The 19,219-nt window shown below is 38.7% G+C and carries 12 protein-coding genes; 11 read left to right on the forward strand and 1 reads right to left on the reverse strand.

Features of this window, described 5'->3' with window-relative positions; all coding sequences use genetic code 11:
- Positions 1-80: 80 nt before the first annotated feature.
- Positions 81-3,002 carry a GEVED domain-containing protein gene (locus Q2U82_RS14060; RefSeq protein WP_410005485.1) on the reverse strand — a complete coding sequence of 974 codons (2,922 nt, stop codon included), beginning with the start codon at positions 3,000-3,002 and terminating at the stop codon, positions 81-83.
- A 234-nt stretch (positions 3,003-3,236) separates the two neighbouring features.
- Here Q2U82_RS14060 and purL point away from each other — a divergent pair, with 234 nt between their 5' ends.
- The 11 genes from purL (at position 3,237) to Q2U82_RS14115 (ending at position 19,184) form a co-directional block, all read left to right on the forward strand.
- Complete coding sequence (purL, locus tag Q2U82_RS14065; protein ID WP_410005486.1) at positions 3,237-6,920, forward strand: phosphoribosylformylglycinamidine synthase; 3,684 nt, start codon at positions 3,237-3,239, stop codon at positions 6,918-6,920.
- Positions 6,921-7,052: 132 nt separating this feature from the next.
- Complete coding sequence (locus tag Q2U82_RS14070) at positions 7,053-8,834, forward strand: AMP-dependent synthetase/ligase (RefSeq protein WP_410005487.1); 1,782 nt, start codon at positions 7,053-7,055, stop codon at positions 8,832-8,834.
- A gap of 6 nt (positions 8,835-8,840) precedes the next feature.
- On the forward strand, positions 8,841-9,167 hold the full coding sequence (locus Q2U82_RS14075) for a DMT family transporter (RefSeq protein WP_410005488.1): 327 nt from the start codon (positions 8,841-8,843) through the stop codon (positions 9,165-9,167).
- Positions 9,168-9,245: 78 nt separating this feature from the next.
- Positions 9,246-9,770 carry a DUF488 family protein gene (locus Q2U82_RS14080; protein WP_410005489.1) on the forward strand — a complete coding sequence of 175 codons (525 nt, stop codon included), beginning with the start codon at positions 9,246-9,248 and terminating at the stop codon, positions 9,768-9,770.
- A 73-nt stretch (positions 9,771-9,843) separates the two neighbouring features.
- A complete protein-coding gene (locus Q2U82_RS14085; RefSeq protein ID WP_410005490.1) occupies positions 9,844-10,287 on the forward strand; it encodes a MarR family winged helix-turn-helix transcriptional regulator in 444 nt (147 codons plus the stop codon).
- A gap of 6 nt (positions 10,288-10,293) precedes the next feature.
- The gene (locus tag Q2U82_RS14090; protein WP_410005491.1) at positions 10,294-12,702 is read left to right on the forward strand and encodes a 3-hydroxyacyl-CoA dehydrogenase NAD-binding domain-containing protein; all 2,409 of its coding nucleotides are present in this window, start codon (positions 10,294-10,296) and stop codon (positions 12,700-12,702) included.
- Positions 12,703-12,738: 36 nt separating this feature from the next.
- Entirely contained in the window at positions 12,739-13,092 is a 354-nt protein-coding gene (locus Q2U82_RS14095) for a four helix bundle protein (RefSeq protein ID WP_410005492.1), read from the forward strand.
- A 42-nt stretch (positions 13,093-13,134) separates the two neighbouring features.
- Entirely contained in the window at positions 13,135-14,322 is a 1,188-nt protein-coding gene (locus Q2U82_RS14100; RefSeq protein ID WP_410005493.1) for an acetyl-CoA C-acyltransferase, read from the forward strand.
- A gap of 25 nt (positions 14,323-14,347) precedes the next feature.
- Positions 14,348-14,719, forward strand: a complete 372-nt coding sequence (locus tag Q2U82_RS14105) for a four helix bundle protein (protein ID WP_068760554.1) — start codon at positions 14,348-14,350, stop codon at positions 14,717-14,719.
- Between the two features lie 42 nt (positions 14,720-14,761).
- Complete coding sequence (locus Q2U82_RS14110; protein WP_410005494.1) at positions 14,762-16,573, forward strand: acyl-CoA dehydrogenase family protein; 1,812 nt, start codon at positions 14,762-14,764, stop codon at positions 16,571-16,573.
- 133 nt (positions 16,574-16,706) lie between these two features.
- Positions 16,707-19,184: a TonB-dependent receptor plug domain-containing protein gene (locus Q2U82_RS14115; RefSeq protein WP_410005495.1), complete on the forward strand. Its 2,478-nt coding sequence runs from the start codon at positions 16,707-16,709 to the stop codon at positions 19,182-19,184.
- Positions 19,185-19,219 lie beyond the last annotated feature (35 nt).

A 19,219-nucleotide genomic window follows, 5' to 3' on the forward strand; every position in this document is an offset into this window, starting at 1 on the left:
TTTCTTTAAAATCGTTTAATTTAAAAAGCCGTCTCAAAATAATTTTGAGACGGCTTTTTCAGAAAAATTATTTTTAAAAATTATTTTACAATAATTCTTGCAGTTTTGACAGCCGTTGTAGTTTCACCACCAGCCTTAACAATATATACTCCACTTGCCGCGAAGGACATATCCAATTTTAAATGGTAAGCGCCATCTACTTTTCCAATAGGTTTAATACCTAATTCTTGACCAAGTAAATTAAAGACAGAAATATAGCCCATTCCGTCATAATCAGACACCAAGGTAACATCAAAATGCTTGTTGTCTGTACTGGTTATTAACAATTCACCATTTCTGATGTCCATATCTTCTACACTTAGAATACCTATGTTTGCAGTATAGTCTTCTGTTTCTCCAAAATTTGTATCCTCGCAAGCATCATTTGGCAATGGACTATTCCAGTTGGATCTGGCTCTCATACGGTGCTGGCCTAATGCGGCACCAGATGGAATAACTAAATCTAAAGTTTCGGTATAGGTACCAGCTCCTTGCCCAGGGGCAATTTGGATATTATCTACAACAACCTCATTTGCAGTAAAAACCGAATCATCGTTAAAATCAATCCACACTTTAATATATTGATTTCCAAAAGTTGTTGTTATAGTCAATTCGTTGGTACTATTTTGAGCTAAATTTGCGATAAGGTTAGTGAAATTGCCATACCCTTCACAGTCTGAAGGATTATTGATTTCAGCCACTGAGAATAATCGAATACCAAGACCTGCGGAACAGTTACCATTGGGCTGACAAATTAAATTCTCAATTTCAGAGGTAACCGCATCGTTTGAAGGATTTCCATCACCAGATAAGGAGGTTGAAACCGTAAGGTTATAAGTTCCCACTGTAGAAAAATCTGCAGTTTGTGCAAAACTATAGGTTGCTTCTTGCTCAGATGCAATAGAACCCGAAAATGTCTCTACCACAGGTGTTCCGCCATCAAGGATATATTGTACGTTAAAGTTTGATTGGTTTGTTGCTCCATAGTTTTTAATTGTTGCAGTGATGGTTTCATTATTGCCCAAACCTGGGTTAGAAACTGGCGCCGTAATTTCAAGAGCGCCTACATCATTCATAAACAAATTGGAAACTTCTTTGGTCAATGGGTCATTCGCAGGAAATTGGTCACCCGATAAATTGGTTCTTACTTCAATGGAATACGTTTGCCCCGGAGTTGATAGATCTGCGGTTTGTGAAAAAGTATAGGTGGCAGTACTTCCTGATGCAATTGTTCCCGGAAAGGTTTCACTTGCTATCAAATTACCATCAACACGCAACTGCAATGGTATGTTTGATTGGGAAGCAGAGCCATAATTTCGGATACTTACTTCAACGGTTTCTGCATTCGTTAATGTACCATTCTCAGGTTGAATAATAGCATTTACCCCAACATCTGAATTTAAACCAGATGTAATTTTAAATGAAGCAATTTGGGTTCTCCAAGCATTATTATTTGAAAAATAATCTGCAGTGTGCCAAAAAGTTAAATCATCTGGGTCCATTGTGGTATGTCCATAATCTCCATATCTATAAGTATTTGTTCGGACTCCATTTCCACTTACAATAGTATTTTCTGCTACTGTCATGGTTCCTAAAGGATCACCATCAAATCTACCTGTATAACGGATTCCAACTTTTAAAGTAGAACTTCCAATACTGTATGCAAGCCCAATGTTACCATAAATATCCATTGCAGAACTACTCATAAATCTACTATGGCCATCAGCTGGGGCGTAGGTTCCTTCTTGGTAAATTGACCAAGGATTTGAACTATCGTTTCTTAATTCAATCCATCTAATTCCACCTGTTTGATTATTATCAACAAAGGTGTTAAAGGTTATTAGCCAAGAATTATGATCTGGAAAACTTCTATAGTTTGCGCCAAAAGAAATTATTCCACCGTGCCCGGCAAGTTTTTGACCAGTTCCGGGTTGTGAGATCGCTCCCTGCCCAAAAATTTCACCTGCATCAAAAGGATCTGTAGGTATTTCAAGCGGAGCGGAAATAGTAGAGTTTCCTGGATTTGTCCAGTCCATTTCCATTTCCCAAATTTTTAAATGATCATTTGCAACGCCACTCCAAGCATCATCCTGAAGATAGGTAACATATCCTGGGGTATTAGGAGCAATGGTAGTTCCCAAAAGATTTGCAGCCTCAGGACTCTTAACTTGGTTTGGATTCACAACAATTCCAGGAAGCGTAAATATTACGATTTCAGGATTGGGGCCTCCGTTAAGTATTTCATCACGATCCAAAGCGAATGCTCTAGTTGTAGCTCCACCTAAGTTTACGGTTCCGTAATAGGCATCTGGCCACACGGCATAGTGTGGATAGTCAGGAAAACCACTAAAAGAATATTGGTAAACATTATAAGCTCCTGTAGGGTCGCTTGTGGCAGACACTCCAATTGCCAATGAATTACCACCGTTTATACTTCCAAACTCGCTCACAAGCCATCTGTCAGCCAATTGGTCATATAAAACAATAGGATCTCCACTATTTCCTCCAAAACCTAAAAAAGTTCCTAAAGAAATAGGCCCTACCAATAAAGTTCCTGTTTTACTAAATATCTTTACCAGTGAATTTACGGAATGAACATAATGGTTAGGTCCAACAGCTCCCGTTGGATCGGGTGGAAAAAAACCAGACTCTGAAGAAGAAGCACCAATAAAATTCTGCTCTATCGCCCTAGTTTGAATTTGACCAAGTGTCTTTTGAAGGTTATCAATTATAGTGGGCGGCACCTCATTGATTTCAATCTGTGTGGTAGATTCATTGGGTACTACCGTTAATGTTTGCGGGTCTAAATTAAGATTCTCCGGCATTGTGGGAAAATCACGCAAAGGCATTGTCTGGCCTACAAAAGTTCCCGAAATAACTTGTTCCGGTGGAAATTTTTGTTGGGCAAATAGGCTAATACTTAGCAATAGTAAAAATGCAGAAAGTAATTTTTTTTGCTTCATCTGTTTTAATGTTTAGTGTTTTTTTAATTAAGGTTGCACAAGGTACTATAATAATTTAATCTATGAAATTATAAACTAAAGACTTAGCCATGTTTTTTCAATAGATATAAATAGTAATGCCGAGATTTAAAATATTTTAAATTTGGTTACCTTTGCACCTTCGTTCACCATAGCTATTTCTGCATCGTAGGTTTAGCGAAGGTGAATCTTTAAAAAAACCAAATATTAAAAAGGATGATTCACTTTTTTGGGAATGTTGAAAACACCGTTTTTGCAGTCCAAACCCACGGAAATATTTCAGAAGAAAACACTAAAAAATTGGAGTGGCTTTTCGGCAACCAACCACAAATAAAGCAATCCGTCCTGTCCACAAACGCGACGGATTTTTTTGTGGGTCCCCGCGCAGCAATGGTTACGCCTTGGAGCACCAATGCCGTGGAAATCACCCAAAATATGGGTATTCCTGGAATAATTCGTATTGAGGAGTTTCACAACAACGCTGTTGAAAAAAGTGTTTTTGACCCGATGATTTCACAGAAATTCAAGCAATTGGACCAAGATATTTTTGATATCCACATTCAGCCCGAACCTATTTTGGAAATTGAAAATATTTCGGAATACAACCAAAAGGAAGGTTTGGCTTTAAATGCTGAAGAAGTAGAATATCTTGAAAATCTTTCCAAAAAACTAGGGAGAAAGCTTACAGACAGCGAGGTTTTTGGTTTCAGTCAAGTTAATAGTGAGCATTGCCGCCACAAAATTTTCAACGGCACTTTTGAAATAGACGGCAAGGAAATGCCTTCTTCCCTATTCAAACTAATTAAAAAAACATCTGCCGAAAATCCAAACGATATTGTTTCGGCATATAAAGACAACGTGGCTTTCGTAAAAGGACCGAAAGTGAAGCAATGGGCACCAAAAAGTGGCGATAAGCCTGATTGGTACGAGGAAAAAGATTTTGAAAGCGTGATTTCCCTAAAAGCGGAAACCCACAACTTCCCAACAACCGTAGAGCCTTTTAACGGTGCCGCAACTGGAAGCGGCGGCGAGATTCGCGACCGTTTGGCTGGCGGTAAAGGTTCGTTGCCTTTGGCGGGAACCGCAGTTTATATGACTTCTTATTCTAGATTAGAGGAAAATCGTCCTTGGGAAAAAGCAATGAAAGAGCGCGATTGGCTATACCAAACACCTTTAGATATTTTGATAAAAGCCAGTAACGGCGCTTCTGATTTTGGAAATAAATTCGGGCAACCCTTGATTGCGGGTTCTGTGTTAACTTTTGAACACGAAGAGGAAGCGAGAAGATTAGGCTTTGATAAAGTTATCATGCTTGCCGGTGGAATTGGTTACGGAAAAGCCAGTCAAGCCATTAAGGGCAAACCGCAGGAAGGTGATAAAATTGTAGTCCTTGGAGGTGATAATTACCGAATCGGGATGGGCGGTGCCGCGGTTTCTTCGGCAGATACAGGCGAATTTAGCAGTGGAATCGAGTTGAACGCCATCCAACGAAGCAATCCAGAAATGCAAAAACGTGCCGCAAATGCAATCCGCGCAATGGTTGAAAGTGATGAAAACCCAATTGTTTCCATTCACGATCACGGCGCTGGTGGACACTTGAATTGCTTAAGTGAATTGGTGGAGGATACTGGCGGAAAAATTGACTTGGACAAACTTCCTATTGGCGACCCTACCCTATCCGCAAAGGAAATTATGGGAAACGAAAGTCAGGAGCGCATGGGATTGATTATTGGTGAAGAAAATATCCAAAAACTGAAGAAGGTTGCAGACCGAGAACGTTCGCCAATGTATGAAGTTGGAAAGGTTACCGGCGATCAACGATTCTGTTTTGAAAATAAAAAAGGCGAAAAACCTATGGATTTCGCTTTGGAAGATATGTTCGGCAGTTCGCCAAAAACCATAATGAAAGACAAAACTGTAAACAGGAATTACAAAAATGCTGCTTACGAAGTTTCAAAAATAAAGGAATATGTTGCCCAAGTGCTTCAATTGGAAGCCGTGGCCTGTAAAGACTGGCTTATCAACAAAGTGGACCGTTGCGTTACGGGACGTGTTGCCAAACAACAAACTGCAGGACCGTTGCAATTACCATTGAACAATTGCGGCGTAATGGCGTTGGATTATCACGGAAAAGAAGGTGTTGCCACCTCAATAGGTCATTCGCCTTTGACAGCTTTAATTGATCCAGCTGCTGGTTCACGAAATGCAATTACAGAATCACTTACCAATATAGTTTGGGCGCCTTTAAAAGACGGATTGAAAAGCGTTTCGCTTTCAGCAAACTGGATGTGGCCTTGCAACAATGAAGGTGAAGATGCAAGATTATATGAAGCCGTAAAAGCAGTTTCAGATTTTTCAATTGATCTCGGAATCAACGTTCCCACAGGGAAAGATTCACTTTCGATGAAGCAGAAATATAAGGACGGTGAAGTAATTTCTCCTGGTACCGTGATTATTTCGGCGGCGGGAAATTGCAATGATATTAAAAAGGTTGTTGAGCCAGTTCTGCAAAGAAATGGCGGCAGCATTTACTACATAAATATTTCACAGGACGATTTTAAACTGGGCGGTTCTTCTTTTGGACAGATTTTAAGTTCAATCGGAAATGATGCGCCAACCGTAAAAAGTGCCGAATACGTAAAAACTGTTTTCAACACTTTACAGGAATTGATAAAGGAAGACAAAATACTTGCCGGGCACGATGTGGCCTCGGGTGGATTAATTACAACCTTACTGGAAATGTGCTTTGCAGATGTGAATTTGGGAGCAGATTTGGATCTTTCTGGTTTGGGTGAAAATGATTTGGCAAAATTACTTTTTGCTGAAAACTGCGGCGTTGTAATTCAAGCTTCGGATGATGCTTCAGTTGAAAAAATGCTTTCTGAAAATAATATCGATTTCAAAAAAATCGGTACTGTTTCCGAAAACGAAACGCTTCATATAAAAAACAATTCCGAAGAACTTACTTTCAGCATCTCAGAAATGCGCGATGTTTGGTACAATACTTCATATTTGTTGGACAGAAACCAAAGTGGTGAAACACTTGCAAAAGAGCGTTTTGACAATTATAAAAATCAACCGTTGAAATTCGAATTTCCAAAGAATTTTAATGGTAACCTCCCCTCCTTCGGAGGGGCCGGGGGAGGCCGACCGAAGGCCGCCGTGATCCGCGAAAAAGGAAGCAACAGCGAGCGCGAAATGGCATATATGATGCACCTCGCAGGTTTTGATGTGAAAGACGTGCATATGACCGATCTTATTGAAGGCCGAGAGGATTTGGAAGAAGTAAAGTTGCTTGTAGCCGTGGGAGGTTTCAGTAACAGTGATGTTTTGGGAAGTGCAAAAGGTTGGGCCGGATCGTTTTTATACAATGAAAAGGCGAACACGGCCCTAAAGAATTTCTTTGCAAAAGATGATACGCTTTCACTTGGTGTTTGTAACGGTTGCCAACTTTTTGTGGAATTAGGTCTTTTAAATCCTGAAGACGAAGAAAAACCAAAAATGCTTCACAACGATACCGGAAAGTTTGAATGTACATTTACATCGGTAAAAATTCAAGAGAACAATTCCGTGATGCTTTCCAGCTTTGCAGGAAGTACGTTGGGAATTTGGTCAGCACACGGTGAAGGAAAATTCAGCTTTCCAAAAGCGGAAAGCCACTATAACATTGTTGCAAAATACGGCTATGATGCGTTACCTGCAAACCCAAACGGAAGTGATTTCAACACTGCTATGATGACCGATAAAACTGGTCGCCACTTAGTAATGATGCCACATTTGGAACGTTCTACTTTCCCTTGGAATTGGGCGCATTATCCAAAGGATAGAAAAAATGATGAAGTTTCGCCTTGGGTGCAAGCATTGGTAAATGCACGAGAGTGGATTGAGAAAAATAAATAATCACTTTTTCTTTATATAATATTATAATTTAAATGAAATAATTTTAAGGAATGGTCCATTGGGTCATTCCTTTTTCTTTTCAGAGAGAAACTGAAATAATTTTGTTATTTTCACTTCCTTAACATTACTATCATGACAGACCCAAAAAGACTCTTCGACTTCCCATATTTTCAACTTGAAAAATACCCACAGGAAAAAGCACTCGTTACCAAATACAATGGCAAATGGGAAGCTACATCCACGCAGGAATACATAGACAAGGCAAATGCAATAAGCCGTGGTCTATTGCGAATGGGCGTAAAACCCAATGATAAAATTGCTATTATTTCCATGACAAACCGCACAGAATGGAACATTTGTGATATTGGCATTATGCAAACTGGGGCACAGGATGTACCAATCTATCCCACTATTTCGGAAGAAGAATACGAATATGTGCTGAACCACAGTGAGGCCATATATTGCTTCGCTTCTTGTAAAGAAGTTTACGATAAGGTGCAGCAAATTCGCAACAACGTTCCTTCGCTTAAAGAGGTTTATACTTTTGATGAAATAAAAGGCACTAAAAACTGGAGCGAAGTCCTTGACGAAGGAAAAGATGACAGCAATCAAGACGAAGTTGATAAACGAAAGGAAGCAATCCACGAAGATGACATTGCGACTTTAATCTATACTTCCGGAACTACCGGAAAACCTAAGGGTGTAATGCTTTCACATAAAAACATTGCTTCAAATTCCAAACATAGTGCAGAGCGTTTGCCGATTGATTTGGGGCACTCAAAATCCTTGAGTTTTTTGCCCGTTTGCCATATTTATGAAAGAATGATCTTGTATATGTACCAATACTGCGGCGTGAGCATCCATTATGCTGAAAGCTTGGAAACAATTAGCGATAACCTGAAGGAAGTACAGCCCGAAGTGATGACGGCCGTGCCGCGTTTGCTGGAAAAAGTGTACGATAAAATCTATGCGAAAGGCGCCGAGCTTACAGGAATAAAGAAAAAATTATTCTTTTGGGCCATAGATTTGGGCCTTAAATATGAGCCCTATGGCCAGAATGGTTGGTGGTATGAAACCCAATTGAAACTTGCCAATAAATTAATTTTCAGTAAATGGCGGGAAGCTTTGGGCGGTAACCTAAAAGCCATTGCCTCAGGAAGCGCTCCTTTACAGCCTCGTTTGGCGCGCGTTTTTAACGCTGCGGAAATTCCTGTAATGGAAGGTTATGGACTTACTGAAACCTCACCCGTTGTTTCCGTGAACGACATGCGCAACCACGGATTTAAAATCGGAACCGTGGGGAAAGCATTAAAAGAAACGGAAATTAAAATCGCGGAAGATGGCGAAATACTCGTGAAAGGACCTCAGGTAATGATAGGTTATTACAAAAACCAAGAACAAACAGACGAAGTTTTAAAAGGTGGCTATTTCCACACGGGTGATATTGGCGAAGTTGATAGCGAAGGTTTCTTAAAAATTACCGACCGCAAAAAGGAAATGTTCAAAACCAGCGGTGGTAAATATGTAGCGCCACAGCTTTTGGAAAACGCAATGAAACAATCGCGTTTTATTGACCAAATAATGGTAATTGGCGAAGGCGAAAAAATGCCAGCGGCACTAATTCAACCTGACTTTGATTTTATTAAGGAATGGGGAAGCAAGAAAGGAAGAAACATTCCTTCAGACCCAAAGGAAATGGTTAAGAACCAAGCAGTAATAGACCGAATCCAAAAAGAAGTGGATTTTTACAACGAACGCTTCGGACAATGGGAAAAAGTGAAAAAGTTTGAATTGACCCCCGATGTTTGGAGTATTGAGGGCGGACAGTTAACCCCAACAATGAAAATGAAGCGTAAAATTATTAAAGAACAGTACAAAGATCTTTATAATAAGATTTATGAACATACTTCGTAAATAATTATGAATTGGATTCTCCTAATAATTGGTGGTCTCTTTGAAGTTGCATTTGCGGCTTGTTTGGGCAAAGTAAAAGAGACCACCGGCTGGGAATCAAAACTGTGGTTTGGCGGATTTCTTGTTTATCTTTTTATAAGCATGTTTTTGCTTATAAAAGCTTCAAAAACGCTTCCAATCGGTACCGCCTATGCAGTCTGGACTGGCATTGGCGCCGTGGGAACGGTCTTGGTAGGCATTTTCTATTTTAATGAACCAGCCACCTTCTGGCGCGTCTTTTTTCTTTCAACTCTTATATTTTCAATAGTAGGATTGAAATTTGTTACCAATTAAAGTTCCGTTAAAGCAATAGGTATCTTTCTTTAAGGCAACCTTATTCCTTATCTTTAAATGAAAATTATTCATTTAAAAATGAAGACTATTTGGACCATCGGCCATTCTACACGAACATTTGACGAATTTTTGAAATTGCTGAATTCCTTCAATATTGAAATATTGGTGGATGTGCGCCATTTTCCCGGCTCCCGGAAATTTCCGCAGTTCAATAAGGATAGTCTGGAAGAATCACTTCCCAAAAACAAAATTGAATACAAACATCTTGTTGATTTGGGCGGTCGCAGAAAACCAGAACCAAATTCAAAAAATGATGCTTGGCGGCTCGATTCCTTTAAAGGTTATGCAGATTATATGGAAACGGAACAGTTTCAGCAATCTCTAAAAATTCTTAAGCAAGTCGCTTCAGAAAAAAATACAGCTATTATGTGTGCTGAAGCAGTTTGGTGGAGCTGCCACCGCTCTTTAATTTCAGATATTTTAAAAGTTGAAGGTTGGACCGTAATGCATATTATGAGTGAAAATAAAGCAACAGAACATCCGTACACTGCCCCAGCAAATGTTATTGATGGAAAGTTGAATTATTCAGCGGAGAAAGTATAATTTGTTATTAATTTACTATGCGTGCATAATAAAATTTTGTATATTTGGTATTCCATTTTTTCAAAGTCTTTTAATGAAGGAAAAAACAATAGATTATATACTGCGCTCAACGTGGATGAGCGTTACCAAAATGTACAATGAAGAAGCCGGGAAAAAAGGAAGTACAATGGCCACGGGCTTTGCACTTATAAGCATTGATCCCGAGGAAGGTACGCCCTCAACGGCACTTGGGCCCAAAATGGGAATGGAAGCCACCAGTCTTTCACGCACTTTGAAGTCTATGGAAGAAAAAGGATTGATTGAGCGAAAACCCAACCCAGAAGATGGTCGCGGGGTTTTGATTCATTTAACCCCTTTCGGTCTGGAAATGCGCGAGTTTTCAAAAAGTGTGGTTTTGGGCTTTGATGAAGCCGTTCAAAAAAACATTTCTGTGGAAGAACTGCAAATCTTTAAAAAAGTGGCCAATACAATTACAGAACTGGTCAATTCAAAAAAAATATACGATTCAGATAAATAATATAATATGTCAAAAAGAAGAATTAACAAAGTAGCGGTAATCGGTTCCGGAATTATGGGAAGTGGCATAGCCTGCCATTTCGCCAATATTGGCGTGGAAGTGCTTTTGCTGGATATTGTTCCGCGTGAGCTTAATGATGCCGAAAAGAAAAAAGGACTTACCCTTGAAGATAAAGTGGTGCGCAACCGTATTGTGAATGAAGATTTACAGAAAGCCATAAAAAGCAACCCTGCCCCACTCTATCACAAAGATTTTGCGAAAAGAATCTCCACCGGAAATTTGGAAGACGATATTTCAAAAGTGAAAACTGCCGATTGGATTATTGAAGTTGTGGTGGAGCGTTTGGATATTAAAAAACAGGTTTTTGAAAATCTTGACAAACACAGAACGCCCGGCACGTTAATTACTTCAAACACTTCGGGTATTCCTATTAAGTTTATGAGCGAAGGCCGAAGTGAAGATTTTCAAAAACACTTCTGCGGAACCCACTTTTTTAATCCGCCGCGATACTTAAAACTTTTTGAAATCATTCCAGGTCCTAAAACTTCAACCGAAGTATTAGACTTTTTAAATGGTTATGGTGAAAAATTCCTCGGAAAAACCTCCGTAGTTGCAAAAGATACTCCTGCCTTTATTGGAAATAGAATTGGAATCTTCGGCATCCAAAGCCTTTTTCATCAAGTAAAGGAAATGGGGCTTACAATCGAAGAGGTTGATAAATTGACCGGTCCTGTAATTGGGCGACCAAAATCTGCAACTTTTAGAACTGTTGACGTTGTTGGTCTAGATACTTTGGTTCACGTTGCAAAAGGAATTTACGATAACGTTCCCGACGATGAAGAACACGGAATTTTTCAAATTCCAGGTTTCATCGATACAATGATGGAAAAGAAATGGTTGGGAAGCAAAAGCGGACAAGGTTTTTACAAAAAAGTGAAAAATGACGACGGCAGTAGCGAAATCCTTTCACTCGATCTCGATTCTTTAGAATATAGAAAAAGTAAAAAAGCATCTTTCGGCACTTTGGAAAAAACAAAATCGGTTGATAAAGTTACCGACCGTTTCCCAATTCTTATAAAAGGTGAAGATAAGGCTGGCGAATTCTACCGAAAAAACTTCGGGGCGATGTTCGCTTATGTTTCAAAAAGAATTCCTGAAATAACTGACGAGCTCTACAAGATTGACGATGCAATGAAAGCCGGTTTCGGTTGGGATAATGGTCCCTTTGAAATTTGGGATGCCGTTGGCGTAAAAAAAGGAATTGAATTGATTAAAGATTTAGGAAAAGAACCAGCAGCTTGGGTAAACGAAATGCTTGAAGCTGGCGTGGATTCTTTCTACACTATAAAAGACGGAAATACGTATTATTACGACATTCCGCAGAAAAAGCACGTAAAAGTTCCCGGACAAGATTCGTTTATCATTTTGGACAACATTCGTAAAACTTCCGAAGTTTTTAGAAATAGCGGTGTCGTGGTTGAAGATCTTGGTGATGGAATTTTGAATGTGGAGTTTATAAGTAAAATGAATTCCGTGGGCGGTGATGTTTTAGCTGGAATCAATAAAGCGATTGATATGGCGGAAAAAGATTACGATGGTTTGGTAATTGCCAACAACGGCAAAAACTTCTCCGTTGGCGCCAATATCGGAATGATATTTATGATGGCCGTGGAGCAGGAATATGAAGAATTGAATGCCGCAGTAAAATATTTTCAGGATACAAGTATGCGCATTCGCTACTCCTCCATTCCCGTTGTGGTTGCTCCGCACGGAATGACTTTGGGCGGTGGTTGTGAGTTTACGCTTCACGCAGACCGGGTTGTTGCTGCAGCTGAAAGTTATATTGGCTTGGTGGAATTTGGCGTTGGGGTGATTCCCGGCGGTGGCGGTTCCAAGGAAATGGCAATGCGCGCAAGTGATTCTTTCAAAAAAGATGATGTTGAGTTGAACAGACTACAGGATTATTTCTTGACTATTGGAATGGCAAAAGTTTCCACTTCGGCTTATGAAGCCTATGACACCGGAATTCTTCAAAAAGGAAAAGATATTGTAATTGTAAACGAAGCCAGACAAATTGCCGCTGCAAAAGCTGTTGCAAGGTTTATGGCTGATCAAGGTTATACGAAACCAATTCCGCGAACCGATGTAAAAGTACTTGGAAAGCAAGCTTTGGGTATGTTCTTGGTTGGAACCGACCAAATGGTTGCAGGAAACTACATCAGCGAGCACGATAAAAAAATCGCAAACAAGCTCGCCTACGTTATGGCCGGTGGCGATTTGAGTGAAGCAAGCTACGTAAGCGAGCAATATTTGCTTGATTTGGAACGTGAAGCCTTCTTAAGTTTAACCGGAGAACGAAAAACTTTGGAAAGACTTCAGCATATGATTCAGAAAGGAAAACCGTTGAGAAATTAGAATTGAGTAGATAGTATTGAGTATTGAGAAAAGAGTATGCATAAGTTAGAAGATTTAAAGATTTGGAACAAAGCAATGGAAGTTGCTGAAGAAGTCTATCTACTTACAGCAAATTTTCCAAAGGAAGAAAAGTTTGGATTGATTAACCAACTTCGAAGAAGTGCAGTTTCAATTCCTTCTAATATTGCAGAAGGGGCAGGAAGAAATACCAATGGTGAATTTAAAAACTTCCTTGGTATCGCTAATGGTTCTTCTTATGAACTTTATACTCAATTATTATTATCAATTAAATTAAAACTTGGTTCAGAATCATTAGTAAATCCAATTTTATCCAAAGTTATTGAACTACAAAAAATGAGTTATTCATTAATAAAATCGTTAGAAAAATGAGTGTCTCAATACTCAATACTAACATCTAAATACTAAATAAAAATGAAAACAGCATATATAGTAAAAGCATACAGAACCGCAGTGGGTAAAGCACCTCGCGGAGTTTTCCGCTTCAAACGCCCTGACGAGTTGGCTGCGGAAACCATTAAATATATAATGAACGAATTGCCGCAACTCGACAAAAAACGAATTGACGATGTAATCGTTGGCAACGCAATGCCAGAAGCGGAACAAGGTTTAAACATGGGCCGATTGATTTCGTTGATGGGCCTTGATATTGTTGATATTCCAGGGATGACGGTAAACCGTTATTGCGCTTCAGGATTGGAAACTATTTCAATTGCAACTGCAAAAATTCAAAGTGGAATGGCAGATTGCATTATTGCGGGTGGTGCAGAAAGTATGAGTTACATTCCAATGGGTGGTTACAAACCCGTTCCAGATTACAAATTGGCAAAAGAAGGTCACGAAGATTATTACTGGAATATGGGATTGACTGCGGAAGCGGTTGCAAAAAAATACAACGTTTCCCGAGAAGATCAGGATGAATTCGCATATACAAGTCAAATGCGAGCTTTAAAAGCGCAGGATGAAGATCGTTTTCAGGATCAGATTGTTCCTATAAATGTAGAACATACTTTCGTAAACGATTCAGGAAAAAAAGTAACAGAGAATTATACCGTAACCAAAGACGAAGGCCCAAGAAAAGGAACAAACATTGAAGCGCTGTCAAAATTGCGTCCTGTTTTTGCGCAAGGCGGAAGTGTTACCGCAGGAAATTCTTCCCAAATGAGTGATGGTGCTGCTTTTGCAGTTATTATGAGCGAAGAAATGGTAAAAGAATTAAACCTTGAACCCATTGCACGTTTAGTAAGTTTTGCAGCCGTTGGCGTGGAACCAAAAATTATGGGTATTGGTCCATTATATGCAATTCCAAAAGCACTAAAACAAGCCGGGTTAAAGCAGGACCAAATGGAAATCATAGAGTTGAACGAAGCTTTTGCTTCACAATCTTTAGCTGTTATACGCGGACTTGGTCTAAACAAGGAAATTGTTAATCCAAATGGAGGAGCAATAGCAATGGGTCACCCACTGGGTTGCACTGGTGCGAAGCTCTCCGTTCAACTTTTTGATGAAATGCGCAAGCGAAACCTACAAGGAAAATACGGAATGGTGACGATGTGCGTGGGAACGGGGCAAGGTGCTGCGGGGGTTTATGAAATATTTTAAATGCTGAATTCTAAATTTTGAATGAATGGAGCCGAAGAAGGAAAATATCATAATTGACAAAACCTTTAAGTTTTCTCTTGATATAATTTCTTTATACAAAAAACTTCAAAATGAAAAGGAATACATTCTTTCAAAACAACTTTTACGTTCGGCAACCAGTATAGGTGCTAACGTTGAAGAAGCATCGGCAGCCCAGTCGAAAAAGGATTTTATAAATAAAATGTCCATCGCTTCTAAGGAGGCACGTGAAACAAAATATTGGCTTAATCTTTTGGACAAGTCTAATTTGACCCAACTCAATATTTCTCCTTTTTTGACGGAAATAGAACACATAATAAACATTTTGACCAAAATAATAATCACGGCTCAGACCAATTTAAAGAACAATAACATCTAAATTTTCATTCAAAATTTAGAATTCAAAATACAAAATAAAAAAATGGAAACACAAAATAAAAACAATTCTGAATTACTAAGAGGCGGACAATTTCTTGTAAAGGAAACTAAAGCAGAAGACGTCTTCACCCCAGAAGATTTTTCCGAAGAACAAAAAATGATGCGCGACTCCGTTAAGGAATTTGTGGATCGTGAAATCTGGCCACTAAAAGAACGCTTTGAGCACAAAGATTATGCGCTAACGGAAGAAATTATGCGCAAAGCCGGCGAACTTGGTCTGCTTGGCGTTGCAGTTCCCGAAGCATACGGCGGACTTGGAATGGGCTTTGTAACCACAATGTTGGTCTGCGATTATATTTCAGGTGCTACTGGCTCCATTGCTACTGCTTTTGGCGCGCATACTGGTATTGGAACAATGCCAATTACTTTGTACGGAACTGAGGAACAAATTAAGAAGTATGTTCCAAAACTTGCGACTGGCGAATGGTTTGGCGCATATGCCTTAACCGAACCAGGTGCGGGAAGTGATGCCAACAGCGGAAAAACAAAAGCCGTGCTTTCGGAAGATGGAAAATATTATTCCATAACCGGACAGAAAATGTGGATTTCAAACGCTGGTTTTTGCAATACTTTTATTGTTTTCGCACGTATTGAAGATGACAAAAACATTACTGGATTTATAGTTGAAAACGATCCTTCAAACGGAATTTCTTTAGGAGAGGAAGAAAAGAAACTCGGAATCCACTCCTCCTCTACCCGTCAAGTTTTCTTTAACGAAACAAAAGTTCCTGTAGAAAATATGTTAGCTGGTCGTGGCGACGGATTTAAAATTGCCATGAACGCTTTGAATGTGGGAAGAATAAAACTTGCTGCCGCAAGTCTTGATGCACAACGTCGCGTAATTTCTACAGCTGTAAAATATGCCAACGAGCGTATTCAGTTTAAAGTGCCTATTTCTTCTTTTGGCGCCATTAAATTGAAATTGGCCGAAATGGCAACGAACGCTTACGTAAGTGAAAGTGCAAGTTACCGTGCCGGAAAAAATATTGAGGATAGAATTTCAATGCGCGTTGCACAAGGAAATTCGCACCAAGAAGCAGAGTTGAAAGGCGTTGAGGAATACGCTATTGAGTGTTCAATATTAAAAGTAGCGGTTTCTGAAGATATTCAAAATTGCGCTGACGAAGGAATACAGATTTTTGGCGGAATGGGCTTTAGTGCAGACACTCCAATGGAATCTGCTTGGCGCGATGCTCGAATTGCCCGTATTTACGAAGGCACCAACGAAATAAACAGAATGCTCGCCGTGGGAATGCTTGTGAAAAAAGCAATGAAAGGTCACGTAGATTTATTGAATCCTGCACAGGCTGTGGCTTCGGAATTAATGGGAATTCCTTCTTTTGAAACGCCCGATTACTCTGAATTGCTTTCCGAAGAAAAGGCGATGATTGCCAAATTGAAAAAAGTATTTTTAATGGTTGCAGGAAGCGCCGTTCAAAAATACGGTACTGAACTGGAAGAACATCAGCAAACATTAATGGCGGCCGCAGATATTTTGATTGAAATCTATATGGCTGAAAGCGGTGTTTTAAGAGCTGAGAAAAACGCAAAACGTTTTGGTGAAGATGCACAAAAAGAGCAGATTGCAATGTCGCAGCTTTATCTTTACCATGCTGTTGATATTATTACCGTTAAGGCAAAAGAAGCTATTCTCTCCTTTTCTGAAGGTGATGAACAACGTGCGATGTTAATGGGACTTAAACGTTTTACCAAATATCAAAACACACCGAATATAGGTGAGTTAAGAAGAACTATCGCAGCTAAAGTTATTTCTGAAAATACATATCCTTTTTAAGTTTGGATAAATACAGAATTCAATAAACTGAATTGAATTCAAAATAGTTAACCTGATAAGTTTACAATACTTGTCAGGTTTTTTTTATTGGAATTATTCCTTAAATTTAGAATATTATAAGATTTTATATCCCGTGAAAAAAATTCCCCTCTTAATATCTATTTTTTTATTGTTCCTTACTTTTTCTTTTAGCGGAATTTCGGGGTTAAAAATTTTAATTCTCAATAGGCTGAACGAATACACTTCCGAAAAATATCCTGAAAAAATATACATTCATACAGATAGACCCTATTATACCGCTGGAGAAAATATATGGTTTGACGCCTACCTCGTTAATGGCGTTTCCCATAAAAAGAGTGAAAAAAGCAAAGTAATTTACGTGGAGCTTATTAATGAGAATAACGAAGTAATAAGCGAGCGAAAACTTTTTACCGAAACAATAAGCGCTGAAGGAGACTTCAAGCTTCCCATTGACTTGCCCGAAGGCAATTATCTTTTAAGGGCATATACCAACTATATGCGCAATCAACCTCGCGATTATTTTTTCAAGAAAGAAATTCCTGTTTTTGCTATTAATTCTGAAATTTTAGACAATAAAAACACAGCACTTCCTGAGAATACAGAATTACCTGATATTGGTTTTTATCCCGAAGGTGGCTATTTAGTTGATGGTTTAAACAATAAGGTAGCTGTAAAAATCAAGGGTGCTGCTTTATCAGCCACCCCCGTTGTAGGAATTATTGAAGATACTGAAGGCAATAAGATTACAGACTTCAAAACACATGAATTTGGTCTTGGTTTCTTTTATTTACAACCTGAACCTGGTAAGGAATATCGTGCAGTAATTAGTTCCGGGGATGAAAACATTCTTTATCCTTTACCTATTCCACTTTCTGAAGGATATGTAATGAACGCCTCAATAACAGAAAAAGAAGTGGTCATTAATGTTACGACCAACAAAAGTGAAGGTTTAAAAAACGTTCTTATAGTTGGCCAACAAAGAGGAATTGCGGCCTTTGATTACACTCATGAAAAAATTTCAAACACTATTTTGTTGAAAATTCCAAAGAAAGATTTAATTGAAGGAGTTTTAGATATTGTACTTTTTAATGGCACTGAAAAGCCTGTTGCGGAACGCTTGTTATATATTGAAAAAGAAGAAAAGCTTGCTATTTCGGTAAAGAAAACAAATGGTTTCAACACCTACACCCGTGATCGTGTTAATCTGGAAGTTGAAATAAAAAATAAATTGGGCAAACTCGTTCCCGGTACTTTTTCAATTTCTGTAACCGATGCCGAATTAATCAAGCCTAATAGCAATGCAGAAAATATAAAAACCTATTTATTACTAAACTCAGATTTACGCGGGAAAATAAAATCGCCAAACTACTTTTTTACACCGGGAGATACTATTAAAAAACACCAACAATTAGATTTAATAATGCTTACCCACGGATGGAGCCGCTTTATCTGGCAAGAGTTTCTTGAAAATAGTGTGCGGCAAGAATTTAAACCAGAAGATGGAATATATATAAGTGGCCATACAATAAATGCAAAATCACCTTTTCAAAACAAATTCAGCGAAACCAAACTCACCTTCAGAAAGAAAGGGTTTTATCAAGAAACAGATAACACTAATAATATAGGTTATTTTTCCTATGGTCCCTTTGTGTTTCATGATACTATTGACGTGTTTTTGCAAGCGGGTTCGGGACTTTCTACAGAAACCCCAAATTATAGCGATACCAATATAAAACTTGTCCCCCAACCACAACAGCCTACCATTATTCCAGACAGAATAATAAACCCTTTCAATCAAAAACAAGAAATAACTAACGTTGAAGCTTTTATTAAAAAAACAAGAAACAATGTATTTAGGGATTTTGAGTTTGACAAGGAAAGAGAGCAATTGGCAGAAGTTCAAATTAAAGGGAAAGCAAAAACACAAGAAGAAATTGCAGAAATAAAAAGAGAAAAAAGAACCCGTGCCTTTGCACCATCGCACCGTATTGTGGTAGATGATATGGGGCAACATGGGGGTGGCGATTTTATGGAGTTAATTATGCACGTTCCCGGCGTAAGAGTAGGTAGAAAATATGGTGATGAAAATAAAACTTCACAAGATTTTGAAATTAACCTGAGGGGTTTAAAACCCGCTTTTTATCTTGATAATATTAAAGTTACTTTACCTGTGGCACGGTCTATTTCGCAAGCGAATATAGATTTTATAGACGTTTTGAATATTGGTCCCGCGTCTGCTGCGTATGGACTAGAAGCCCAAGGCGTAATTGCTATTTATACCAAACAAGGAAGAGGAAATAAATTGAGAGTTACCGACCGAAAACTAGGCTCGATTAACTTTAAGCTGGAAGGATTTTATTCAACACGCGAGTTTTATGCACCAGATTATTCGCTGGTTGATAGAAATAGAAGTCGCGAAGATAAACGCACAACGCTCTTTTGGCAGCCTAACATTATTACCCATGGGTTTCAAAATGCAAACGTATATTTTTATACAAGTGATGAAAAAGGTCGTTTCCAAATAGATATTGAAGGAATTACTAATGATGGAATTCCTTTTCATAACACTTCCATTCTTGAAGTTGAATAATTCAATTTTAGCAATCATAAATAATTCTAAAAAAA

Origin of the sequence: Aequorivita nionensis, from assembly GCF_046352995.1 — a bacterium.
Classification (GTDB): Bacteria; Bacteroidota; Bacteroidia; order Flavobacteriales; family Flavobacteriaceae; genus Aequorivita; species Aequorivita nionensis.